General features: G+C 34.4%; 19 protein-coding genes and 2 other annotated features. Of the genes, 17 read left to right on the forward strand and 2 right to left on the reverse strand.

What is annotated here, in order from left to right; genetic code table 11:
• Window positions 1–4: 4 nt before the first annotated feature.
• Complete coding sequence (locus tag ILS93_RS17890) at window positions 5–598, reverse strand: DUF3139 domain-containing protein (RefSeq protein ID WP_098275056.1); 594 nt, start codon at window positions 596–598, stop codon at window positions 5–7.
• A gap of 190 nt (window positions 599–788) precedes the next feature.
• On the opposite strand from ILS93_RS17890, the gene ILS93_RS17895 reads away from it, so the two are divergent.
• The 5 genes from ILS93_RS17895 to ILS93_RS17915 all read left to right on the forward strand — a co-directional run bounded on the left by ILS93_RS17895 (window position 789) and on the right by ILS93_RS17915 (window position 4757).
• Window positions 789–1508: a 3-ketoacyl-ACP reductase gene (locus ILS93_RS17895; protein WP_000818985.1), complete on the forward strand. Its 720-nt coding sequence runs from the start codon at window positions 789–791 to the stop codon at window positions 1506–1508.
• 140 nt (window positions 1509–1648) lie between these two features.
• Window positions 1649–2320: an O-methyltransferase gene (locus ILS93_RS17900; protein ID WP_064476343.1), complete on the forward strand. Its 672-nt coding sequence runs from the start codon at window positions 1649–1651 to the stop codon at window positions 2318–2320.
• A 53-nt stretch (window positions 2321–2373) separates the two neighbouring features.
• Window positions 2374–2814 carry an ASCH domain-containing protein gene (locus tag ILS93_RS17905; RefSeq protein WP_064476342.1) on the forward strand — a complete coding sequence of 147 codons (441 nt, stop codon included), beginning with the start codon at window positions 2374–2376 and terminating at the stop codon, window positions 2812–2814.
• 125 nt (window positions 2815–2939) lie between these two features.
• Window positions 2940–3812 carry an aminoglycoside 6-adenylyltransferase gene (locus ILS93_RS17910; RefSeq protein ID WP_222661040.1) on the forward strand — a complete coding sequence of 291 codons (873 nt, stop codon included), beginning with the start codon at window positions 2940–2942 and terminating at the stop codon, window positions 3810–3812.
• Between the two features lie 117 nt (window positions 3813–3929).
• Window positions 3930–4757: a peptidoglycan-N-acetylglucosamine deacetylase gene (locus ILS93_RS17915; protein WP_098102684.1), complete on the forward strand. Its 828-nt coding sequence runs from the start codon at window positions 3930–3932 to the stop codon at window positions 4755–4757.
• A gap of 184 nt (window positions 4758–4941) precedes the next feature.
• Here the strand turns inward: ILS93_RS17915 and ILS93_RS17920 are convergent, their stop codons facing one another.
• Window positions 4942–5550 (reverse strand): NUDIX hydrolase, encoded by a 609-nt coding sequence (locus ILS93_RS17920; RefSeq protein WP_064476339.1) that lies wholly within the window; start codon window positions 5548–5550, stop codon window positions 4942–4944.
• A gap of 81 nt (window positions 5551–5631) precedes the next feature.
• On the opposite strand from ILS93_RS17920, the gene ILS93_RS17925 reads away from it, so the two are divergent.
• The 12 genes from ILS93_RS17925 to ILS93_RS17980 all read left to right on the forward strand — a co-directional run bounded on the left by ILS93_RS17925 (window position 5632) and on the right by ILS93_RS17980 (window position 19668).
• Window positions 5632–6270 carry a pyridoxamine 5'-phosphate oxidase family protein gene (locus tag ILS93_RS17925; protein WP_222661042.1) on the forward strand — a complete coding sequence of 213 codons (639 nt, stop codon included), beginning with the start codon at window positions 5632–5634 and terminating at the stop codon, window positions 6268–6270.
• Between the two features lie 234 nt (window positions 6271–6504).
• Window positions 6505–6736: a binding site (T-box leader), on the forward strand.
• A gap of 115 nt (window positions 6737–6851) precedes the next feature.
• Window positions 6852–7083: a binding site (T-box leader), on the forward strand.
• Window positions 7084–7237: 154 nt separating this feature from the next.
• Window positions 7238–8533 (forward strand): homoserine dehydrogenase, encoded by a 1296-nt coding sequence (locus ILS93_RS17930; protein WP_222661044.1) that lies wholly within the window; start codon window positions 7238–7240, stop codon window positions 8531–8533.
• Window positions 8526–9584, forward strand: a complete 1059-nt coding sequence (gene thrC / locus ILS93_RS17935) for a threonine synthase (RefSeq protein ID WP_222661046.1) — start codon at window positions 8526–8528, stop codon at window positions 9582–9584. The genes ILS93_RS17930 and thrC overlap by 8 nt, the downstream gene beginning before the upstream one ends.
• The gene (gene thrB / locus ILS93_RS17940) at window positions 9581–10474 is read left to right on the forward strand and encodes a homoserine kinase (protein ID WP_222661048.1); all 894 of its coding nucleotides are present in this window, start codon (window positions 9581–9583) and stop codon (window positions 10472–10474) included. Before thrC ends, thrB begins: the two co-directional genes overlap by 4 nt.
• A 112-nt stretch (window positions 10475–10586) precedes the next feature.
• Entirely contained in the window at window positions 10587–10796 is a 210-nt protein-coding gene (locus tag ILS93_RS17945; protein WP_064474235.1) for a DUF6366 family protein, read from the forward strand.
• A gap of 213 nt (window positions 10797–11009) precedes the next feature.
• Window positions 11010–13316 carry a glycoside hydrolase gene (locus ILS93_RS17950; RefSeq protein ID WP_064474234.1) on the forward strand — a complete coding sequence of 769 codons (2307 nt, stop codon included), beginning with the start codon at window positions 11010–11012 and terminating at the stop codon, window positions 13314–13316.
• A 283-nt stretch (window positions 13317–13599) separates the two neighbouring features.
• Window positions 13600–14601: an LCP family protein gene (locus ILS93_RS17955; RefSeq protein WP_000093639.1), complete on the forward strand. Its 1002-nt coding sequence runs from the start codon at window positions 13600–13602 to the stop codon at window positions 14599–14601.
• A 164-nt stretch (window positions 14602–14765) separates the two neighbouring features.
• Window positions 14766–16013 (forward strand): hypothetical protein, encoded by a 1248-nt coding sequence (locus ILS93_RS17960; RefSeq protein ID WP_222661050.1) that lies wholly within the window; start codon window positions 14766–14768, stop codon window positions 16011–16013.
• 13 nt (window positions 16014–16026) lie between these two features.
• On the forward strand, window positions 16027–16716 hold the full coding sequence (locus ILS93_RS17965) for a response regulator transcription factor (protein WP_064474232.1): 690 nt from the start codon (window positions 16027–16029) through the stop codon (window positions 16714–16716).
• Window positions 16713–18074: a sensor histidine kinase gene (locus ILS93_RS17970; RefSeq protein WP_222655390.1), complete on the forward strand. Its 1362-nt coding sequence runs from the start codon at window positions 16713–16715 to the stop codon at window positions 18072–18074. Before ILS93_RS17965 ends, ILS93_RS17970 begins: the two co-directional genes overlap by 4 nt.
• A gap of 101 nt (window positions 18075–18175) precedes the next feature.
• On the forward strand, window positions 18176–18997 hold the full coding sequence (locus ILS93_RS17975) for a peptidoglycan-N-acetylglucosamine deacetylase (RefSeq protein ID WP_064474230.1): 822 nt from the start codon (window positions 18176–18178) through the stop codon (window positions 18995–18997).
• 14 nt (window positions 18998–19011) lie between these two features.
• Window positions 19012–19668 (forward strand): YkyA family protein, encoded by a 657-nt coding sequence (locus ILS93_RS17980; RefSeq protein ID WP_064474229.1) that lies wholly within the window; start codon window positions 19012–19014, stop codon window positions 19666–19668.
• Window positions 19669–19706: the final 38 nt, after the last annotated feature.

Genomic DNA, 19706 nt, shown 5'->3' on the forward strand with positions numbered 1-19706 from the left:
AACACTATTTCTCTTTAAAAATACATTTTCCATTACTGCAACTATATTGATAAGCTTTTCCTTCGTTATTCATACGGTATGAATAATCTGATTTTTTATCTTTCTTAAAGTCAACATATGCTTCTGCACCGTTTTTATCATTATCGATATCAATGAATTGAACGTAGCGTATAGAATAATCTTTCTTTTCACTTAAACCTCTTTTTTGCAGGTTTGTATGAATACCGTCTACTAACTCGTCAAACAATGACCAGTTTAAATTAAGACTTTCAAATGACTCAGTATGTCTTCCTAAAATGCCGTTGTCTTGTATTATTTTCTTATTCTTATCGTATGTATAAGAGTATGTAAAATAAGGTTCGTCTTTATATACGACCTCTGCATAATAGCCGATATTATAAATGAGAGTATATTTTCCGGTTATGCTTTGTATTTCTTTTTGCTTATAGCCTTTTATAGTATAGAGGTAGTCGCTAGTATCTTTTTCTATTACTTTATAATGTAATGGATTACCAAATATAAAGTACATAGCCAAAAATATGATACATAGCCCGACTGCAGTGAGTGATAAGAACCATTTTTTTCTTTTCATACACATGCACTCTCCTATGCAGGATTTATTTTTATTTTACATGAATTATGGCAAAAACATGAGACTTATCAATAAAAACTTTCCATAGTTACCTATAAGTAACCTACGCACATGAAAGTGCATCATTGCCTTTTTACATAAACACAGATACAATTTTAATATAATACATAACTGAGATGATTAAGGAGTGTTATACTTGGCAGAATTATTACAAGGTAAAAATGCTTTAATTACAGGAGCAGGTAGAGGGATTGGTCGTGCTGTAGCGATCGCATTAGCGAAAGAGGGCGTAAATGTAGGTCTTTTAGCTCGTTCAGAAGAAAACTTAAAAGCTGTAGCGAAAGAAGTAGAAGCAGAAGGCGTAAAAGCTGTTATTGCGACTGCTGATGTATCTTCATATGAAGAGGTAACGACTGCAATTGAAACGTTAAAAAATGGTTTAGGATCTATCGATATTTTAATTAATAACGCTGGTATTTCTAAATTCGGTAAGTTTTTAGAACTAGATGTTGCTGATTGGGAAAAAATCATTCAAGTAAACTTAATGGGTGTATACTATGCAACTCGTGCAGCTTTACCAAGCATGATTGAACAACAATCTGGTGATATTATTAACATTTCATCTACAGCAGGACAAAAAGGTGCACCTGTAACAAGTGCATATAGTGCTTCTAAATTTGGTGTTCTTGGCTTAACGGAATCGTTAGCGATGGAAGTTCGCAAACATAACATTCGTGTAACAGCTTTAACTCCAAGTACTGTAGCAACTGATATGGCTGTAGATTTAGGATTAACTGATGGGAATCCAGATAAAGTAATGCAAGCAGAAGATATTGCAGAGTTTATCGTAGCGCAGCTGAAATTAAATAAACGTACATTTATTAAATCAGCAGGACTTTGGTCTACTAATCCGTAAGGGATAAATGTATAAACAAAAGAAGGGATATTTATTCTGTAATGGAGTAGATGTCCCTTCTTTATTTTTGTTTATGAGACAGAATTTTCGGTATAATCAAATGTGAATAGTAGAAAAGTATTGAAAGGGATGGTATTTACATGAGTACGATTGAGAAATGGACGGCTGTTGATCAATATGTGAGTGATGTATTAATACCGAAAGATTCTACATTAGAAGAAGTACTTCAAGCAAACGCTGCAGCTAATTTACCAGCACATGATGTATCGCCAACGCAAGGGAAGTTTTTGCAACTATTAGTACAAATTCAAGGAGCTCGAAACATTTTGGAAATTGGTACTCTAGGTGGATATAGCACGATATGGCTTGCAAGGGGATTGCCACCTGGAGGCAGAGTTGTTACATTGGAGGCAAGTGAAAAGCATGCTGAAATTGCACGTAGCAATATTGAGCGTGCCAATTTGAATGATATAATTGAAGTGCGAGCAGGATTAGCTTTAGATTCTTTACAGCAAATCGAAAATGAGAATTATAAACCTTTTGATTTTATTTTCATAGACGCTGATAAACAAAATAACCCTACCTATTTTGAATGGGCACTGAAACTATCACGCCCTGGTACTATAATTATTGGTGATAACGTAGTACGTGAAGGAGAAGTTATTGACAATACGAGTAACGATCCTCGCATACAAGGGATACGTCGCTTCTATGAATTAATAGCTGCAGAGCCACGTGTAAGTGCTACTGCGCTTCAAACTGTCGGAAGTAAAGGATACGATGGGTTTGTAATGGCAGTCGTAAAAGAGTGATACGGTTCGAAAGTCTATTACACTTATAGTAGAGTTTAGGGGAGTGAGAGATAATGAATGAAGCAGCGCAACAATACTGGACGGAGTATTGGAAAGATGCTGAGATACCAAAATCGGTGAGTGCATGGAAATTTGGTGATACCCCAAATCGTCTTGCTAAGCAAGTAGTTGACGGAACGAAAACCGCAACTTGTTCTGCATATCTCTTCTATGAATTAAAGAATATACCGTTACCAACTACAGAGGACTACTCTGTTATTTTGGATCACGATGAAAATCCGGTAGCAATTGTAAAGACGATTGAAGTAACAATAGTACCTATGAATGAAATTACAGAAGAATTTGCAATTGCTGAAGGGGATGAAAGCTATAAAAATTGGAAGGAGATCCATGAAAGATATTTCAGAAGTAAATTGAATGAAGTGGGTCATGATTTTTCTGATGATATATTGCTTGTATGTGAACGATTTAGAAGAATAGATATAAAAAAATAGGAGGAGAGAAAATGAAAAAGATGTTTCAAAAATTATAACATGTATCGTGTACAACACAGCTAGCTCGTGGACCTCCAATATACTTGAAAATATAAGCTTATATAAAAATTGGAGGTTAGGAATAGATGAGAACTGAAAAAGACATGCTAGACTTAATTATTAATACAGCAAAAGAGGATGAAAGAATTCGAGCTGTCATCATGAATGGATCACGTGTAAATCCAAATGTGAAAAAAGATTGTTTTCAAGACTATGATATTATGTATGTTGTAAATGATATACAATCTTTTACGTCTAATCATAATTGGATACGTAGATTTGGAGAAATAATGATTGTACAAATGCCAGAAGAAATGTCATTAGTTCCAGCGGACGAAGACGGGAAATTTCCGTATTTAATGCAGTTTATGGATGGAAATCGAATTGATTTAACGCTCGTTCCATTTGATTTGATAAATAAGTTTGTTGGACAAGATAGTTTAAGTGAACTGCTTCTGGAGAAAGATGATTGTATTGATGAATTTCCACCAGCAAGCGATAAAGACTACTTAATAAAAAAGCCTACAGAAAAAGAGTTTTTAGATTGCTGTAATGAATTTTGGTGGTGTAGTACGAATGTGGCAAAAGGACTATGGAGAGAAGAACTTTCTTATGCGAAAGGAATACTTGATGGCCCGGTGCGGGATATGTTTATCGTAATGTTAGAATGGCATATTGGTATGAAAACAGACTTTACAGTTAATGTAGGGAAGTTTGGAAAGCTTTTCGAGCAATATATTGAAAAAGATATGTGGGAGCAATTTAAACGGACCTATTCGGATGCTGAATATGAAAACATATGGGAGTCATTTTTTGTAATGGGCGATTTATTTAGAAAAGTTGCGAACGAAATTGCTAACACATATGGGTATCAATACCCGCAAGGTGATGATGACAGAGTGACAGGCTATTTAAAACATGTAAAAGCTTTGCCGAAAGATAGTGCATCGATTTATTAATTGTATAAAGCAGTAAGACTGTCCTAATTATGGACAGTCTTATTTTTGTTCATGAATAATAATTTCTCTAACAAAGTGCAGATGAATCACATATGAAATTTTAGGGAGGTTTTTATCATGTATTATTTTTATTCGTCAGAAATGTTTGCCCCATATCAATGGGGACTAGAACGAGATGTTTCGTACGCCTATATGCCATATCACTCATTTTATTATGGAGACTATATAAGCTCATTGCCATACGTATATATCCCTCAAAACTATACAGTACAAATGAAAGTATATGAGCGTGGATCGTGGACACCATTTTCTTGGGTCGAAAAATATGCGTATGCATTTTCAGGGTCGTACAATAAAGCGGAAGTGGCTCTTACATTTGATGATGGACCAGATTTAGAATTTACGCCGAAAATTTTAGATAAGTTAAAACAACATAATGTGAAGGCGACTTTCTTCTTGCTTGGTGAAAACGCAGAAAAGTATCCGAATGTAGTAAAACGTATTGCAAATGAAGGGCATGTAATTGGTAATCATACGTACAGCCATCCAAATTTAGCGAAAGTAAATGAGGCGGAGTATCGTAATCAAATTATAAAAACAGAAGAAATATTAAATCGTTTAGCTGGTTATGCACCGAAATTTATTCGTCCGCCATACGGTGAAATACTTGAAAATCAATTGAAGTGGGCAACAGAGCAAAATTTTATGATTGTACAATGGAGTGTTGATACGGTTGATTGGAAAGGAGTAAGCGCTGATACGATTACAAATAATGTGTTAGGGAATTCATTTCCAGGTAGTGTCATACTTCAGCATTCAACTCCAGGCGGGCATTTACAAGGATCTGTAGAGGCGCTAGACAAAATTATTCCGCAGTTAAAAACGAAAGGGGCACGCTTTGTAACGCTGCCAAGTATGTTCCAGACATCGAAAGAGAGAAAATAAAATGGATTTTAAATCACTCGGATTGTGTCTGTTATCTACTGATTATTAGCCCACTCGTACGGGCGCCCGACTTCAAACTCACTCATTGCATTTACAGAAATTTGAGGTGGGATTCTTATTGCACGCAAATAGCAGGATAAAGAATAGGAGTCCCAAGTACTTTAAAATGGGAGTCCTATTTTATTTATAAACTATTATTTTTTAGTAATTCTTTTCCTTGTTCTACAACGAATTCATAGTATGCAAGATCATACGGATAAATATCTTCAAATGTTATCGTTATCGGTGTATTGCTTAAAACAGAAATAGCCGTAAAAGATGAAATCTCTCTTTTTAATAGTTGTAGAAAAGGAGTTGCATGTATTTTCATCACATCGTCTACTTCTTCACCTGGTGCAAATGGAAGTGTATTGATGACATTATGAAAATACATATGACAAAATTCACGATCAGTAAGATTTGAAATTTCATAATCTATTTTAAAGATTCCTTTGTATGCTAAATCGGTAGTTTGAAAGAAAAGCCCTAGTTCTTCTTCAATTTCACGAAGACCGCCAATTTGTACATCTTCATTATGCATAATATGTCCAGCTGAAGTAATATCCCATATACCCGGAGCTTCTTTTTTATTTTTAGAGCGTAATTGGAAATATAAAAACATATCTTCAGCATCTTTTTCTACAAACCAACAATGAAATGTTTCGTGCCAATCACCGTCGCGATGCACTTCATCACGTAATTTCTTCCCAAGTATATTATTTTCAGTATCAAATATTGTTAACCACTCTGTCATTTAAATTCCCCTTTCTGCCAATTATATTATACAATATTTGTATTGGATTTTGGGGAAATAAAGAAAAAGGGGTGGGTATAAGTGGGGATAGAGAATAAGGAAATAAAATCGATTATTTCAACAGAGGAAGAGTTACGAAAAATATTGGGGCGACCAAGTGAGCGAGCTTTGAAAAAAGTTATTTCATCATTAGACCATCATTGCATAGATTTTCTGTCTAAATCTCCTTTTCTAGTATTATCTACTGCAAATAAATTAGGAGAGTGTGATGCTTCGCCGAGAGGAGACGCTCCTGGATTTGTATACGTATTAAATAATAATAAAATTATCATTCCAGAAAGACCAGGCAACCGTCGTATAGACTCCATTTTGAATATTATTTCAAATCCGCACGTAGGGTTACTCTTTTTGATCCCTGGTCTTGGGGAGACACTCCGAATAAACGGCCGAGCATTCATTACAAACGATGAAGAAATTTTGCAAGAAATGCAGGCAAATGGACGCAATCCGTTACTTGGAATTGTTGTTGAAATAGAGGAATGCTATATTCATTGCGCAAAAGCTTTTATTCGTTCTAAGATGTGGGATTCAGAGTCATGGCTAAATAAAAAAGAGTTACCTTCAACAGCAAAAATGTTGTTGGAGCATGCGAAAGTGAATGCTTCAGAAGAAGATATTGCACGTTCTTTAGAAGAAAGTTATACGAAAAGATTGTATTGAAAAAAACTTTAGTAATATATTTTTAAAGGCGGATTTCTAATCGTTTTGGAATGGAATATTTATATATGAACTGTTGATTTACAAACTGGAGAAATAACGAAATAGGTAAATCGAGAGGTAGTTACATAATGTTATTGTGAAATATAATAAAATAGTATCTTGAAAATAGTTAGTAAAAATAGGCTTGCTTTTTAAAAAGTTGATAACTATAATAAGTTAACAAATAGACATGAACGAAAAGTAACGATAAGGACACGGAATCATTTTTACGGTTTACAGAGAGGGGAGCCAAGGGTGTGAGCTTCCTAACACGAGAAATGATTTTACCACCTTTGAACTTCAATAGTGAACGAGTAATCTAGTAATTATTGACGGAATCAGCCGTTATCTGAACTTGAGCAATCTAGAAGGAAATAAGTCTGGATTGGAACAAGGGTGGAACCACGAAAACACATTCGTCCCTTTCCTAGGGATGAGTGTGTTTTTTTATGGAATTAGAGATTGAAAATTAAAAATAATTAAAAAATAGTATTGATTTTGTTGTTTATACGAGTATAATGAGTTAACAAATAAACATGAACGAAAAAGTAACGATAAGGACACGGAATCATTTTTACGGTTTACAGAGAGGGGAGCCAAGGGTGTGAGCTTCCTAACACGAGAAATGATTTTACCACCTTTGAACTTCAATAGTGAACGAGTAATCTAGTAATTATTGACGGAATCAGCCGTTATCTGAACTTGAGCAATCTAGAAGGAAATAAGTCTGGATTGGAACAAGGGTGGAACCACGAAAACACATTCGTCCCTTTCCTAGGGATGAGTGTGTTTTTTTATTACTTTGAAAGGAGGTGCTGTAACATGAAACGATTTGTACGTACGGAAATAACCACCACCTGCATGATTAAAAAACAGAGCAAGGTGATTGATAGAGATAAAAAATAAAATTGTAGGAGGAGATTAGAAGATGAATAACGTTATTAATATTGGAGTGTTAGGCTTAGGTACGGTCGGAAGTGGTGTTGTCCATATTTTGAAAGAACATTATAAAAAAATTGCACTTGATACAGGGTATGAAGTGAAGGTAAAGACAGTCGTTGTACGTGACTTAGAAAAAGAACGTGATGTTTGCATTGATGGGATCGTAGTAACAAGTCATGTTGATGAAGTTCTAAATGATTCAAATATTGATATTGTAGTAGAGGTAATGGGCGGAATTGAAGAAGCAAAGCAACATATTGTTAAGGCTTTACGAAATAAGAAACATGTCGTGACAGCAAATAAAGATTTAATGGCTGTATACGGTGCAGAACTTCTTCAATTAGCGAACGAAAATGATTGTGATCTATGTTATGAAGCAAGTGTAGCGGGCGGTATTCCGGTGTTAAGAGGATTAACAGACGGATTAGCTTCAGATCAAATTGAAAAAATAATGGGAATTGTAAATGGAACAACAAATTACATGTTAACAAAGATGAGTCAAAAGGGATGGTCGTATGAAGAGGCTTTACAGGAAGCGCAAAAATTAGGTTTCGCAGAATCGGATCCAACAGCGGATGTAGATGGGTTAGATGCGGCGAGAAAGGTAGCCATTCTTGCAAACTTAGGTTTTTCGATGAATGTTTCTTTAGATGATGTGCAAGTAAGAGGGATTCGAAAGGTCGAAAAAGAAGATTTACAAATGGCTGAAAAGTTAGGATTTACTATGAAATTAGTTGGTAAAGCAGAGAAACAAGGGTCAGCCATTCATTTAAGTGTAGAACCGACTCTTTTACCAAGTCATCATCCATTATCGAATGTAAATAATGAATTTAATGCAGTATATGTTCACGGTCAAGCAGTAGGAGAAGTAATGTTTTACGGGCCTGGAGCTGGGAAGTTACCAACTGGTTCTGCTGTAGTAAGTGATATTATTTCAATCGTTAAAAATATGAATCAAGTTCCGAAAAGTAAAAGTGCGTTAAAAGAACCAGAGCCATATGAGTTACAACGGGATGAAGAAGTCGTTTCGAAATATTTCTTACGTATTTCATTACGAGATGAACCTGGGATGTTGCAAAAAATAACAGAATGTTTCGTTAATTATTCTGTAAGTTTAAAAGAAGTGATTCAATTACCTTTAAATCGCGAACTTGCAGAAGTCGTTGTTGTGACACATCAAACTTCAAAGTATCAATTTCAACGAGTACTAGGAGCGATAGAAGATGTCGCAAGTGAAATAAACAGTTATTACATTATTGAGGAGGAAAAACAATATGTATAAAGGATTATTAAAACAGTATGCTTCTAATTTACCGGTGAATGAAAATACACCTGATGTTAGCTTAATGGAAGGAAATACACCTCTTATTCCGCTATTAAATATATCAAAACAATTAGGGATTAAGTTATACGGTAAGTACGAAGGAGCGAATCCGACAGGTTCTTTTAAAGATCGTGGTATGGTAATGGCAGTCGCGAAGGCGAAAGAAGAAGGGTCAGAGGCAATCATTTGTGCATCAACAGGTAATACATCAGCATCGGCCGCAGCATACGCGGCACGCCTTGGAATGAAATGTATAATCGTAATCCCGGAAGGAAAGATTGCACATGGAAAATTAGCGCAAGCAGTCGCTTACGGAGCTGAAATCATTTCAATAGAAGGAAATTTTGATGATGCACTTAAGGCTGTAAGAAATATTGCTGCGGAAGAGCCGATTACATTAGTAAACTCAGTGAATCCTTATCGAATTGAAGGGCAAAAGACAGCAGCATTTGAAATTTGTGACCAGTTGCAAAGTGCACCAGATGTTTTAGCGATTCCTGTTGGGAATGCTGGGAATATTACAGCGTACTGGAAAGGTTTCTGTGAATATGAGAAAGAAAAAGGCTATAAGAAGCCAAGAATTCACGGATTTGAAGCGGAGGGAGCAGCTGCTATTGTAAAAGGACATGTCATTGAAGAACCTGAAACAATTGCAACAGCGATTCGTATCGGTAACCCCGCAAGTTGGTCATATGCAGTAGAGGCTGCTGAACAGTCTCACGGTGAAATAGATATGGTATCAGATGAAGAAATTTTACATGCGTATAGATTATTAGCAAAAACGGAAGGGGTTTTCGCTGAGCCGGGATCAAATGCTTCATTAGCAGGTGTAATTAAACATGTTCAATCTGGAAAAATCAAAAAAGGAGAGACAGTTGTTGCAATTTTAACTGGAAACGGCTTGAAAGATCCTGATATCGCAATTTCTTCTAATACATTAGACATTGCAAGTGTTTCAAATAATATAGAACAAATTAAAGAGCATATTAAAGGGGTGATTATGTCGTGATACCATTAAGTATTCGTGTTCCTGCTAGTACAGCGAATGTTGGACCAGGATTTGATTCAGTAGGAATAGCTTTGTCATTATATTTAGATGTGGTGGTAAAAGAAAAAGCTGATAGATGGCAAGTAATCCATTCCTTTGAAGAATCAATTCCGACAGACGATAAAAATTTAATCGTTAGCACGGCATGTAAAGTATGTCCTTCTTTATCACCTCAAATAATAGAAGTTACTGGTAATATCCCGCTTACAAGAGGTCTAGGAAGTAGTGCATCAGCAATTGTAGCAGGGATAGAGCTTGCGAATCAACTTGGTAATTTGAACTTAACGACTGATCAAAAAGTTCAAATTGCAACAAATTTTGAAGGGCATCCAGATAATGTTGCGGCTTCTATATTAGGAGGAACTGTAATCGGAGCACTTGATGGAAAGAATGTTTCGGTTATAAGAATTGAAAGTAAGGAATTAGGTGTAATTTCTCTTATTCCAAATGAAGAGTTAAATACAGAGGAAAGCCGATCTGTATTACCAGATGTGTTTCCTTTTCATGAAGCAGTTAAGGCTAGTGCAATCAGCAACGTATTAGTAGCTGCGTTTTGTCAAAAGAAGTGGGAAGTTGTAGGGGAAATGATGGAAAGAGATCATTTTCACGAGCCGTATCGTTTAGAACTCGTACCGCTATTACCCTCAATTCGTAAATGTGCAAAAGAGTTTGGCGCATACGGCACAGCGCTTAGTGGTGCAGGTCCATCTATTTTTATATTAACGCCATATGATAAACGTCAAGAAATTGCTGAACAGTTAGCGAGAGTATTTACGTCTATGAAAGTGTGTGAGCTAGAAATCGATCATAGAGGAATTACTGTAAATAAAGAAGAACATATAGAACTATAAAAAAGCTAGCATTGCTAGCTTTTTTTGTTGTAAATATCTTTTCAGTTGGCATATATAAGAAAAGTAATAATGTATAATTTAGTAAAGCGTGTATTAATTTGGAGGTGATTATATGAATAAAGAGTCACCAGAAGAAAAAAGAGAACGTGTAAGGCAAAGTGAATTGAAAAATAATCCTACCGGTTCTTTACATGATGGACTCAACAGAGCTGAAACAGGTAGTCCAGTTGATATGGCGGGTGGTATGAATTGGAAAGGTACAGCGCTAGTAATTTTAGTGCTAGTTTTAGGGTATATTATATACACTTATTTTTTTAGTTAAGAAATGCATGTTAAAGCTTCGAATTATTTGCTTTTATATTTAGTGGAGATGAAAAAACACGGTTATTGTACTACATATACTTTAAGCAGATTATAGGTGTTCATACACATTTATTTATAATACTCAAAATAGAGCTAGCATTATGCTGGTTCTATTTTTTTGCCACATTCCTGTAACAAAGCTCCTGTATATTCAGTGGTGGAGGTGCAGAAGATGAAAAAAATGATAGCAATATGTCTTCTTACAACGATGCCATTTTCGACTTTAGTCGGGTGTGATGTAAAAGGTAGCAATACTGTACAAGAGTCTAAGGTAAAGAAAGCGACCTATAAAGAGTTCACTTACGATGTAAATCCAGAGACTTTCACGTTAACTGTAGAACATGATGGTGTAAAGGAACAGGCATCACAGCCGTTACCGAAAATGAAGGTGTCGAATGTAAAAAAAGACAAGGGTCGCACATCTTGGGAATATCCAGATCAAAAAGTAAAAGTGAATCTAGAAAAGAAAAAAGATCACTTAAATATTGAAGTGGAATCGACTGGTGCAGAAAGTTTTACATGGCCGAAAGTACAAGCTGAAAATTATACACTTCCGTTATGGGAAGGAAAGCAAATTCCGAGTAATGATGAAAATTGGAAGAAGTTTTTAAAGGATGATGCATATTCATTTGCTGAATCATTTTCTATGAAGTTTTTTGCGTTAAATGGTTCGAAATATTCCATTGTATATATTGCGAACAATATGTTTAATAATGAATTGAAATTTCATTCCGATCCGAAAATAGGATTTGATTTTATACATGAATTCCCGCGTATAAATAAAAATAAAGCATATGGATTTCAATTATATGTGACAAATAATGATGCAGTCAGTATTGCTAAACTGTATAAGGATAATATTGCTCAAAAAGGTGAATTTAAAACATTACAAGAAAAAGCTAGAAAAAATAAAGAGATTGAAAAACTTTATGGTGCGGCTCATTTTTATTTTTGGAATCAAAATGGTTTGTCTGACAGTAACATAAATTGGCCGAAGATAAGAGAACAAATAAATAGTCCTGTGTTTAGTCATATAAAAGGGCTTATTCAAAAGAATAGTTCGGAGCCTGGAGAACTGAGTGTGTTTGAGCAAGTAAGTAAACAAGATTTCATTGATAAGTACCAAAAAAATGTTATTTTGCGTTATGTAAATGAAGTATTATCAATGAAGGAATTGTATAAAAAGGATATTTTCCAAAATGTTGATCAGAAGGCTAGTGAGTTATTAAACAAAGGGGTAGATCACTTATCGAAGATGGAGTTATATAACTTAAATAAGCATGTATTAAAGTCGGCGCTCGGTGATGCGGTTGAAGAAGTAAGTAAATGGGGTAAGGCAGATGGAACGGATATTATAAAGGAAATGAAAGAATCAGGAATAGACAATGCATGGATTGGGCTACCGAACTGGGAACAAGGGTATATGCAGCCTGATTTCGTGACAGAAGCTAAGAAAATAGGATATTTAGTTGGTCCGTATGATTCTTATCATTCTATTCACGAAAAAGCTGACAAAAATTGGAATACAGCTTCTTTTCAGGATTCATCGCTATATGAAGAGGCAACTGTGACGAAGAAAAATGGAGAAAAAGTGCAAGGATTTTTAGGTAGAGGGCGAAAATTAAATCCAACTTTATCTCTTCCTAGTGTAAAAGAGCGAATGAACGAGATATTACAAAATGGACCTAAATATAATTCATGGTTTATTGATTGTGATGCAACAGGTGAAATTTATGATGATTATTCGGCCAAACATATAACGACACAAGAACAAGATTTAAAAGCAAGGTTGCAACGAATGGATTATATTGCGCAAGAAAAAGGTATGGTAGTTGGCTCAGAAGGCGGAAATGACTTTGCAAGTAGCACGATTGCATTTGCTCACGGCATTGAAACGCCTGTTATTAAATGGGACGATGAAGATATGAGGAAAAATAAAACAAGTCCGTATTATGTGGGCGGATATTGGTCGCCGAATCAAAATGTTCCAGAAAAATATGCAAAACAAGTACCGTTAAAAGAAGAATATAAACAAGTATATTTAAATCCAGTATATTCGGTACCGTTATATAAATTAGTATACAACGATTCTGTAATTACAACGCACCACTGGGAATGGGGAAGTTTGAAAGTAAAAGATGAGGTAGGAAACCGAATGTTATATGAGTTATTGTATAATGTGCCTCCGTTGTACCATTTAGATGAAGTAGAGTGGAATAAACATAAACAAGAAATTACGCAGCATCTAAAAGTTTGGAATGAAGTTCATGAAAAGGCAGTAAAAGAAGAAATGACGAACTTTGCATATTTGTCAGAAGATAAATTAGTCCAATCTGCCTCATATGGAAAAGATATTAAAATTATTGTGAATTTCTCAAATGAAGAGATAGAAATAGATAAGGTGAAACTAAAAGCAAAATCCGCTTTCATTTATAATCATGGGAAGAAAACAATGTATACACCGTTCGAGAAAAAATAAAATGCAATGTATTGTTGCATTGCTGATTTTTTAGGTGAAAATTGAAGGATTCGAAACGGATAAATTTATAAATCTGTAATTTCGGATGTTGCGAAGTGTTAAATATTTGAAGTTGGAAAATAGTGACTTGCCAAAAATAAGCACGAGAGTATAATGTGAAATGGAATACATATTGGATTCATCATGTAACCTTACAAAAATGTAAGGTGTTTGAAAGGAAATTCAATATGAAGAATACTAGACATACATTATACTAGGGAAAGAGAAAGAGAGGCGAATGAAGATGAGCTCTGAATTAGAACAAAATACGAGAAGTAATAAAAAACGTTCTAAAAGAAGGTCAATAAAATGGTTCATTTTAATTCCATTTTTCCTACTTATTTTTGGAGGAGTAGGATATGGATCATTAATATATAATAAAGCAAAAGCTGTTGTAAGTGATGCGTATGCACAAATTGATAAGTCATCGAAGCGTGATAAAGAAGTTGAACCTTTAAAGGATAACATTTCAATTTTAATCATGGGTGTAGATGGTAGTGAAATGCGAAAAAGTCAATATGGTGAAGCTGTTCGCACAGATGCACTTTTATTAGCAACAATTAATAAAGATGATAAATCAGTTAAATTAGTAAGTATTCCGCGTGATTCACGTGTATATATCCCATCTAGAAAGAAATTAGATAAAATTACACACGCACACGTATTTGGTGGTGTTGAAAGTACACGAGATACAGTGGAAAGATTTTTAAATGTTCCTGTTGATTATTATGTGAAGTTTAACTTTGAATCATTCGTACAAATTGTCGATTCACTTGGTGGTATTGATATTGATGTACCTGTTACTTTCACAGAGCAAGATAGTAAAGACCAAGCGGGTATGATTCATTTAGAAAAAGGCTTCCAACATTTAAATGGAGAACAAGCACTTGCACTTGCAAGAACGCGTAAAATTGATAGTGACGCAATGCGTGGACAAAGACAACAACTTGTAATAGAAGCAATTGCAAAAAAAGCGATGTCTGTGCAATCAATTAGCAAAATGGGCTCTTTACTTGATGCGGTTGATAAAAATATGAAAACGAACTTAACTTTCGATGATATGCTTGCAATTACAAAAAATATGGCAGGATCTAATTTGGAAATGGAAAAAATGCAAATAGAAGGTACGGATAAACGTATCGGAGGTATTTATTATTACATTCCAAACGAAAAAAACGTAAAAGATATTTCGAAAAAATTAAATGAGCATTTAGGTGTAACGCCAAAACCAGTTCGAAATGAATAATAAAAAAAGATTGGCTTTCGCCAATCTTTTTTTATCGGAATGGATTTGTAACTTTTCTGTAACGATTTTTTATTTTAGAAAAATTATACTCATATGTATGAGAATATTGGAGAAGCAAAAAGTAAAGAGAAATAATGAAAATCTGTAATAAGGAAAGATATCATATGCAGAAATGGATAGGCATTATGGGAATCATTTTTATGTTGACTGGATGTAAAATGTCTGAAGCTCCAACAAGTTTAATGAGTGCTCCCGCCAATGAAAAATGGATTAATGAACTAAAAGAGCAAATAGATAAAGATTTGCCTGTTAATTATCGATTGCTTACTCCAATGTCTAATAAAGATAAACAGATGATTTGGTCAATGGATTTTAAACAAGATAATAAGAAAGAAGCCATCTTATTTTATAAATTACCGAATGAAGATCATAGCGTATATTTAGCTGTCTATGAAGAAATTGGAAATTGCTGGAAAGTAAAGTCCACGCATAGATTTGATGGTGGAGATGTAGATATCGTTGAAGTCGGTGATTTTACAGGGAACGGGAAGCGAGAGTTATTAATCGGAATTTCTGTAAGTCGTGAATCGTTAGAACATGTTATGTATGTTTTTTCGGAAGAAAATGAAGATATGAAGGAAATATATAATCGAAGTTATACGAAGTTATTCATAGAGGATTTAAATAAAAATGGACTGAAAGATATAAGCCTTGTTACGTATGAAAAAGATGAGAAGTTGACAGTTGAGTTTATGGAACAATTTAAAACTTTATCTGAAGCATCATTCGATCCATTTATAAATAGCATTCAAAGAATACAAATGGGCCGCATTTCTGAATCACTAAAGGCGGTTGTAATTGACGCAGGTGTTGGCGCTCATTCAGGGATAACATATGTAGCAAAATTTGATAAGGGTCATTATGAGGTATTGCCTATAGATGGGAAAGAAGATTTGTTCAATGAATATGTTGTAGAAAGTAAAGATGTTAATGAAGACGGCATTATTGAATTTGTTCGTACAGTGCGTCCGCAAGGTTGGGAAGATAAATCACATGGTGATAGTCCGCTTTTTGAACGTTACATACAGTGGAGTGAATCTGGAATTAAACCAATTGAAGAAAGATATATCGATATAGAAAAAGGATATTATGTGAAAATTCCTGAAGAGTTAATTGGAAAAATTACGATACCAGATGAGCAAAAGGAATCAAATTCTCAAAAGTTTTTGGAGACAAGTACAAATGAACTATGGCTTGAAGTCCATATATTTAAGCGGAAAGAATGGTTCAAAATAAAAGGATACGAAGCAACAGTTAAAACAGCTTCTCACGTATATGCTGTACCGAAACAATCACATTTTGAAAAAGTGAAAGCATATGTAAAACCGCTAGCGGATTATCAACAAGAGTAGGGAGGTGGAAATTATGCCAACAATTTTAGTTTTAGAAGATGAAATGCCTATTCGTAGTTTTATCGTCTTGAATTTGAAACGTGCTGGATTTTATGTGTTAGAAGCTAGTACGGGAGAAGAGGCGTTACAGATTTTATGTGAACATACTGTTGATGTAGCATTACTTGATGTAATGTTACCAGGAATTGATGGTTTTCAAGTTTGTAAATCCATCCGGGAAGAAAATAAGAAAATAGGTATTATTATGTTAAGCGCACGCGTACAAAATGAAGATAAAGTACAAGGACTAGGAATTGGTGCAGATGATTATATCGCAAAGCCGTTTAGTCCAGTGGAACTAACTGCACGTATACAATCGTTACTAAGAAGAATAGAAGTACATGATGAAAAAGCGAATACGATCATATCTGGCCCGTTTTCGTTAAATGTTATAGAAGAAAGATTATATAAAAGTGGACAGTTAGTTGATTTAACCCCTACAGAGTATATGATATTACAGTATTTGATGAATCAGGCTTCAAAGCCGGTTTCACGTGATGAAATTTTAAATATGATTTGGGGAACGAATTATGTAGGTGAGACGAAAGTAGTAGATGTAAATATGAGGCGGTTACGCCAAAAGATAGAATGTAATCCATCAGAACCTGAATTTATTCTTACTGTGTGGGGAAAAGGATATGTGTGGAAGGAAAGTATAAGATGAAAAGAAAAGTGACTTTATATTTTATGACGGTCATTATACTTATGCTTGTATTATTTGAAGTCGTATTTTCAGTCTCCATTTATCGATATTATTATAATGGTATTGTGCAATATATAGAATCTCATGCGAAGACAAGTACACGATTTTTCTCTGAATACAATTCCCTATACTTTATTCGTTTGCAAGAATACAGCGGGGATATAATTGAGAGCTTTCAGTTAGAAGGAACTGAATTACAATTAATTGATCGACATGGTACGATTATACAATCGTCAAGTGGACAAAAGGTAGAAGGTAAAGTAGTTATTCCGTATTCGTTACTAGAAGGAGAAATGTATCATCAAGTGACTGCTACGAAAGAAAATGTGAAACAATTAGAAGTGATTAGTCCACTTATTCATCAAGGACAAACGATAGGTGTTTTGAAATATACGACTGTTTTAACGAGTGTAAATGCAAAGATTATTGAAATTATTATGTTTACTATTTCAGTTGGAATTGTCATTTCTGGTATCGTATTCTTAATCAGTAGACGATTAGCGAATTCGTTTGTTAAACCTATCGAATCTATTATTCATGCTTCTTCACAAATTGCAGAAGGTACATTAAAGAAGAAAATTAAAGAAGATTATCCAGGTGAATTAGGTGAGTTAGCATATAGTTTAAATCATATGTCTAATAAAATAGAAAAAGCGGAACAGATGAAAAATGAATTCATTGCTTCTATTTCTCATGAAATACGAACGCCTTTAACTGGAATTAAAGGTTGGAGTGAGACGTTAAAAACGGTAGATCATTTAACAGAAGAAGAGATAAAGCAAGGCATGGGAATTATTTCAGGTGAGACAGACCGATTGATTCATTTAGTAGAAGAATTGCTAGATTTTTCAAGATTACAATCAAATCATTTTAATTTATATAAACAAAATGTACAAATGTACGATATACTAGAGGAGACGATTTGGCAATTAACTCCTAACGCTGAAGAGAAACAAATTCAATTTATTAATACGATAGAAAGAATTGAATTGATGGGAGATCGAAATAGGCTAAAGCAAATTTTCTTGAATATCGTTCAAAATGCTATTAAATATTCACATGAAAAAGGTACAATTCATATTGAAGCGACTAAAAATGAAGGACAAGCAGTGATCAAGGTGAAAGACGAAGGGATTGGAATTGCTAAAGAGCATTTACCGTATATAGAACAGTCATTTTACCAGATTAATAACAATGCTACAGGTGCAGGTCTCGGTTTAGCCATCGTTAAAAAAATGATAGAGCTTCATGGAGGCACACTTAATTTTATAAGTAAAGAAGGAATAGGAACAACCATTTTGATAAAACTCCCACTATAATACATATATAGGTCTGTTTATATAGTGTAATAAAATAAATAGATGTATAATTATATTGGGTGATTTATATATAAGATTAATAGGGAGAGGAATTCGATAGAATGGAAAAAGCTTTTAAAATTAAACGAGTAGTAGTCGTTTTAATAGCGATTGCAGCAGTAGCTATTGGGTATTTCATGTTTCAATCCATTACTTCACCAGCAAAGGCTGTTGCAAAACAAGAAAACGTAGTACAGCTTGCAAGTGAACAACCGAAAGTAGAAATGAATAAAACGGCACCAAGTCGTTTTAATGGAAAAGAAAGAAAAGTTGCTTATCTTACATTTGATGATGGCCCAGGGAAATATACGGCTGAATTGTTAAATATGTTAAAACAGCATGATGCGAAGGCGACGTTCTTTTTAATTGGAGCGAATGTAAAAGAATTTCCGGATTTAGTGAAACGTGAAAATGCAGAGGGTCATTATGTAGGTATGCATAGTATGACACATAATTTTGCGAAGTTATATAAAAATGGCGAGTATGTAAATGAAATGAAAGAAAATCAAAGCTTAATCGCAAATATTATTGGAAAATCACCTAAATTAACACGTCCACCATACGGTTCGAAGCCTGGATTAAATGAAGGTCTTCGAAATAAAGTGGTAGAGGGCGGTTTTAAAGTATGGGATTGGACAATTGATTCATTAGATTGGAAATATAACAAAATGCAAGTTGATGCAGCGGCAGCACAAATTGCTCAAAACGTATTAACAAATGCAACAAAACCACAGGAAGTTATTTTAATGCATGACATTCACCCACAATCAGTTGCTGCTGTGCCAGCAATTTTAAAAGGGTTAAAAGAAAAGGGTTATGAGTTTGAAGCTTATCATGAAGAGAGTCACTTTCCAGTGAATCTTTGGCATGATAACCGTATGTAATGGAGGAATGAACGTTGAAGTATGGAAAAGTAGCAGTAGTTGGAGCACTATCAGTAGGACTATTAACAGGTTGTTTCGGTGAAAAACCAGAAGAAAATCTATACACAGCTTTTGAAACAGCAGCGACACAAGAAAAATCATTAGTTGATGAAGCGAAGAAATTAGAGAAATTAGAGAATGAAGGTCAAGAGCTATATTCTCAAATTTTACAAGAAGGTAAAGATCATAATGACGCTGTTATGAAGAAAATAGAGCAAGCTACTGCAAATGTAGATGACCGTGAAAAAGTATTGAAAAATGAGAAAGAAATGCTAGAAAAAGCTCAGAAAGAAACAAAATCTGTTCAAGGAAATATAGAGAAGCTTGAAGATAAGAAGTTACAAAAACAAGCGAAAGCGGTAGAAGAGTCGTATAAAAAACGTTATGATGCATTCCAAAAGATGAATGAAAATTATACGAAGGCGTTAGCGACTGAAAAAGAACTGTATGAAAAATTAAAAGTAAAAGAAACGAAATTAAAAGAGATTGGTGAAAAAGTTAAGGCTGTTAATGAATTAACTGTGGAAGCACAAAAATCAAAAGAGCAATTTAACAATTTTACAAAAGAGTATAATGACAGTAAATTAGCATTCTACAAAGATGCAGAGATTAAGATTAAAGATCAGAAATAAAGAAGAATCTTAAGCATAATAAAAAGCCGGAGAAACAT

Origin of the sequence: Bacillus sp. 16GRE42 (assembly GCF_019837435.1) — a bacterium.
Taxonomy (GTDB): domain Bacteria; phylum Bacillota; class Bacilli; order Bacillales; family Bacillaceae_G; genus Bacillus_A; species Bacillus_A wiedmannii.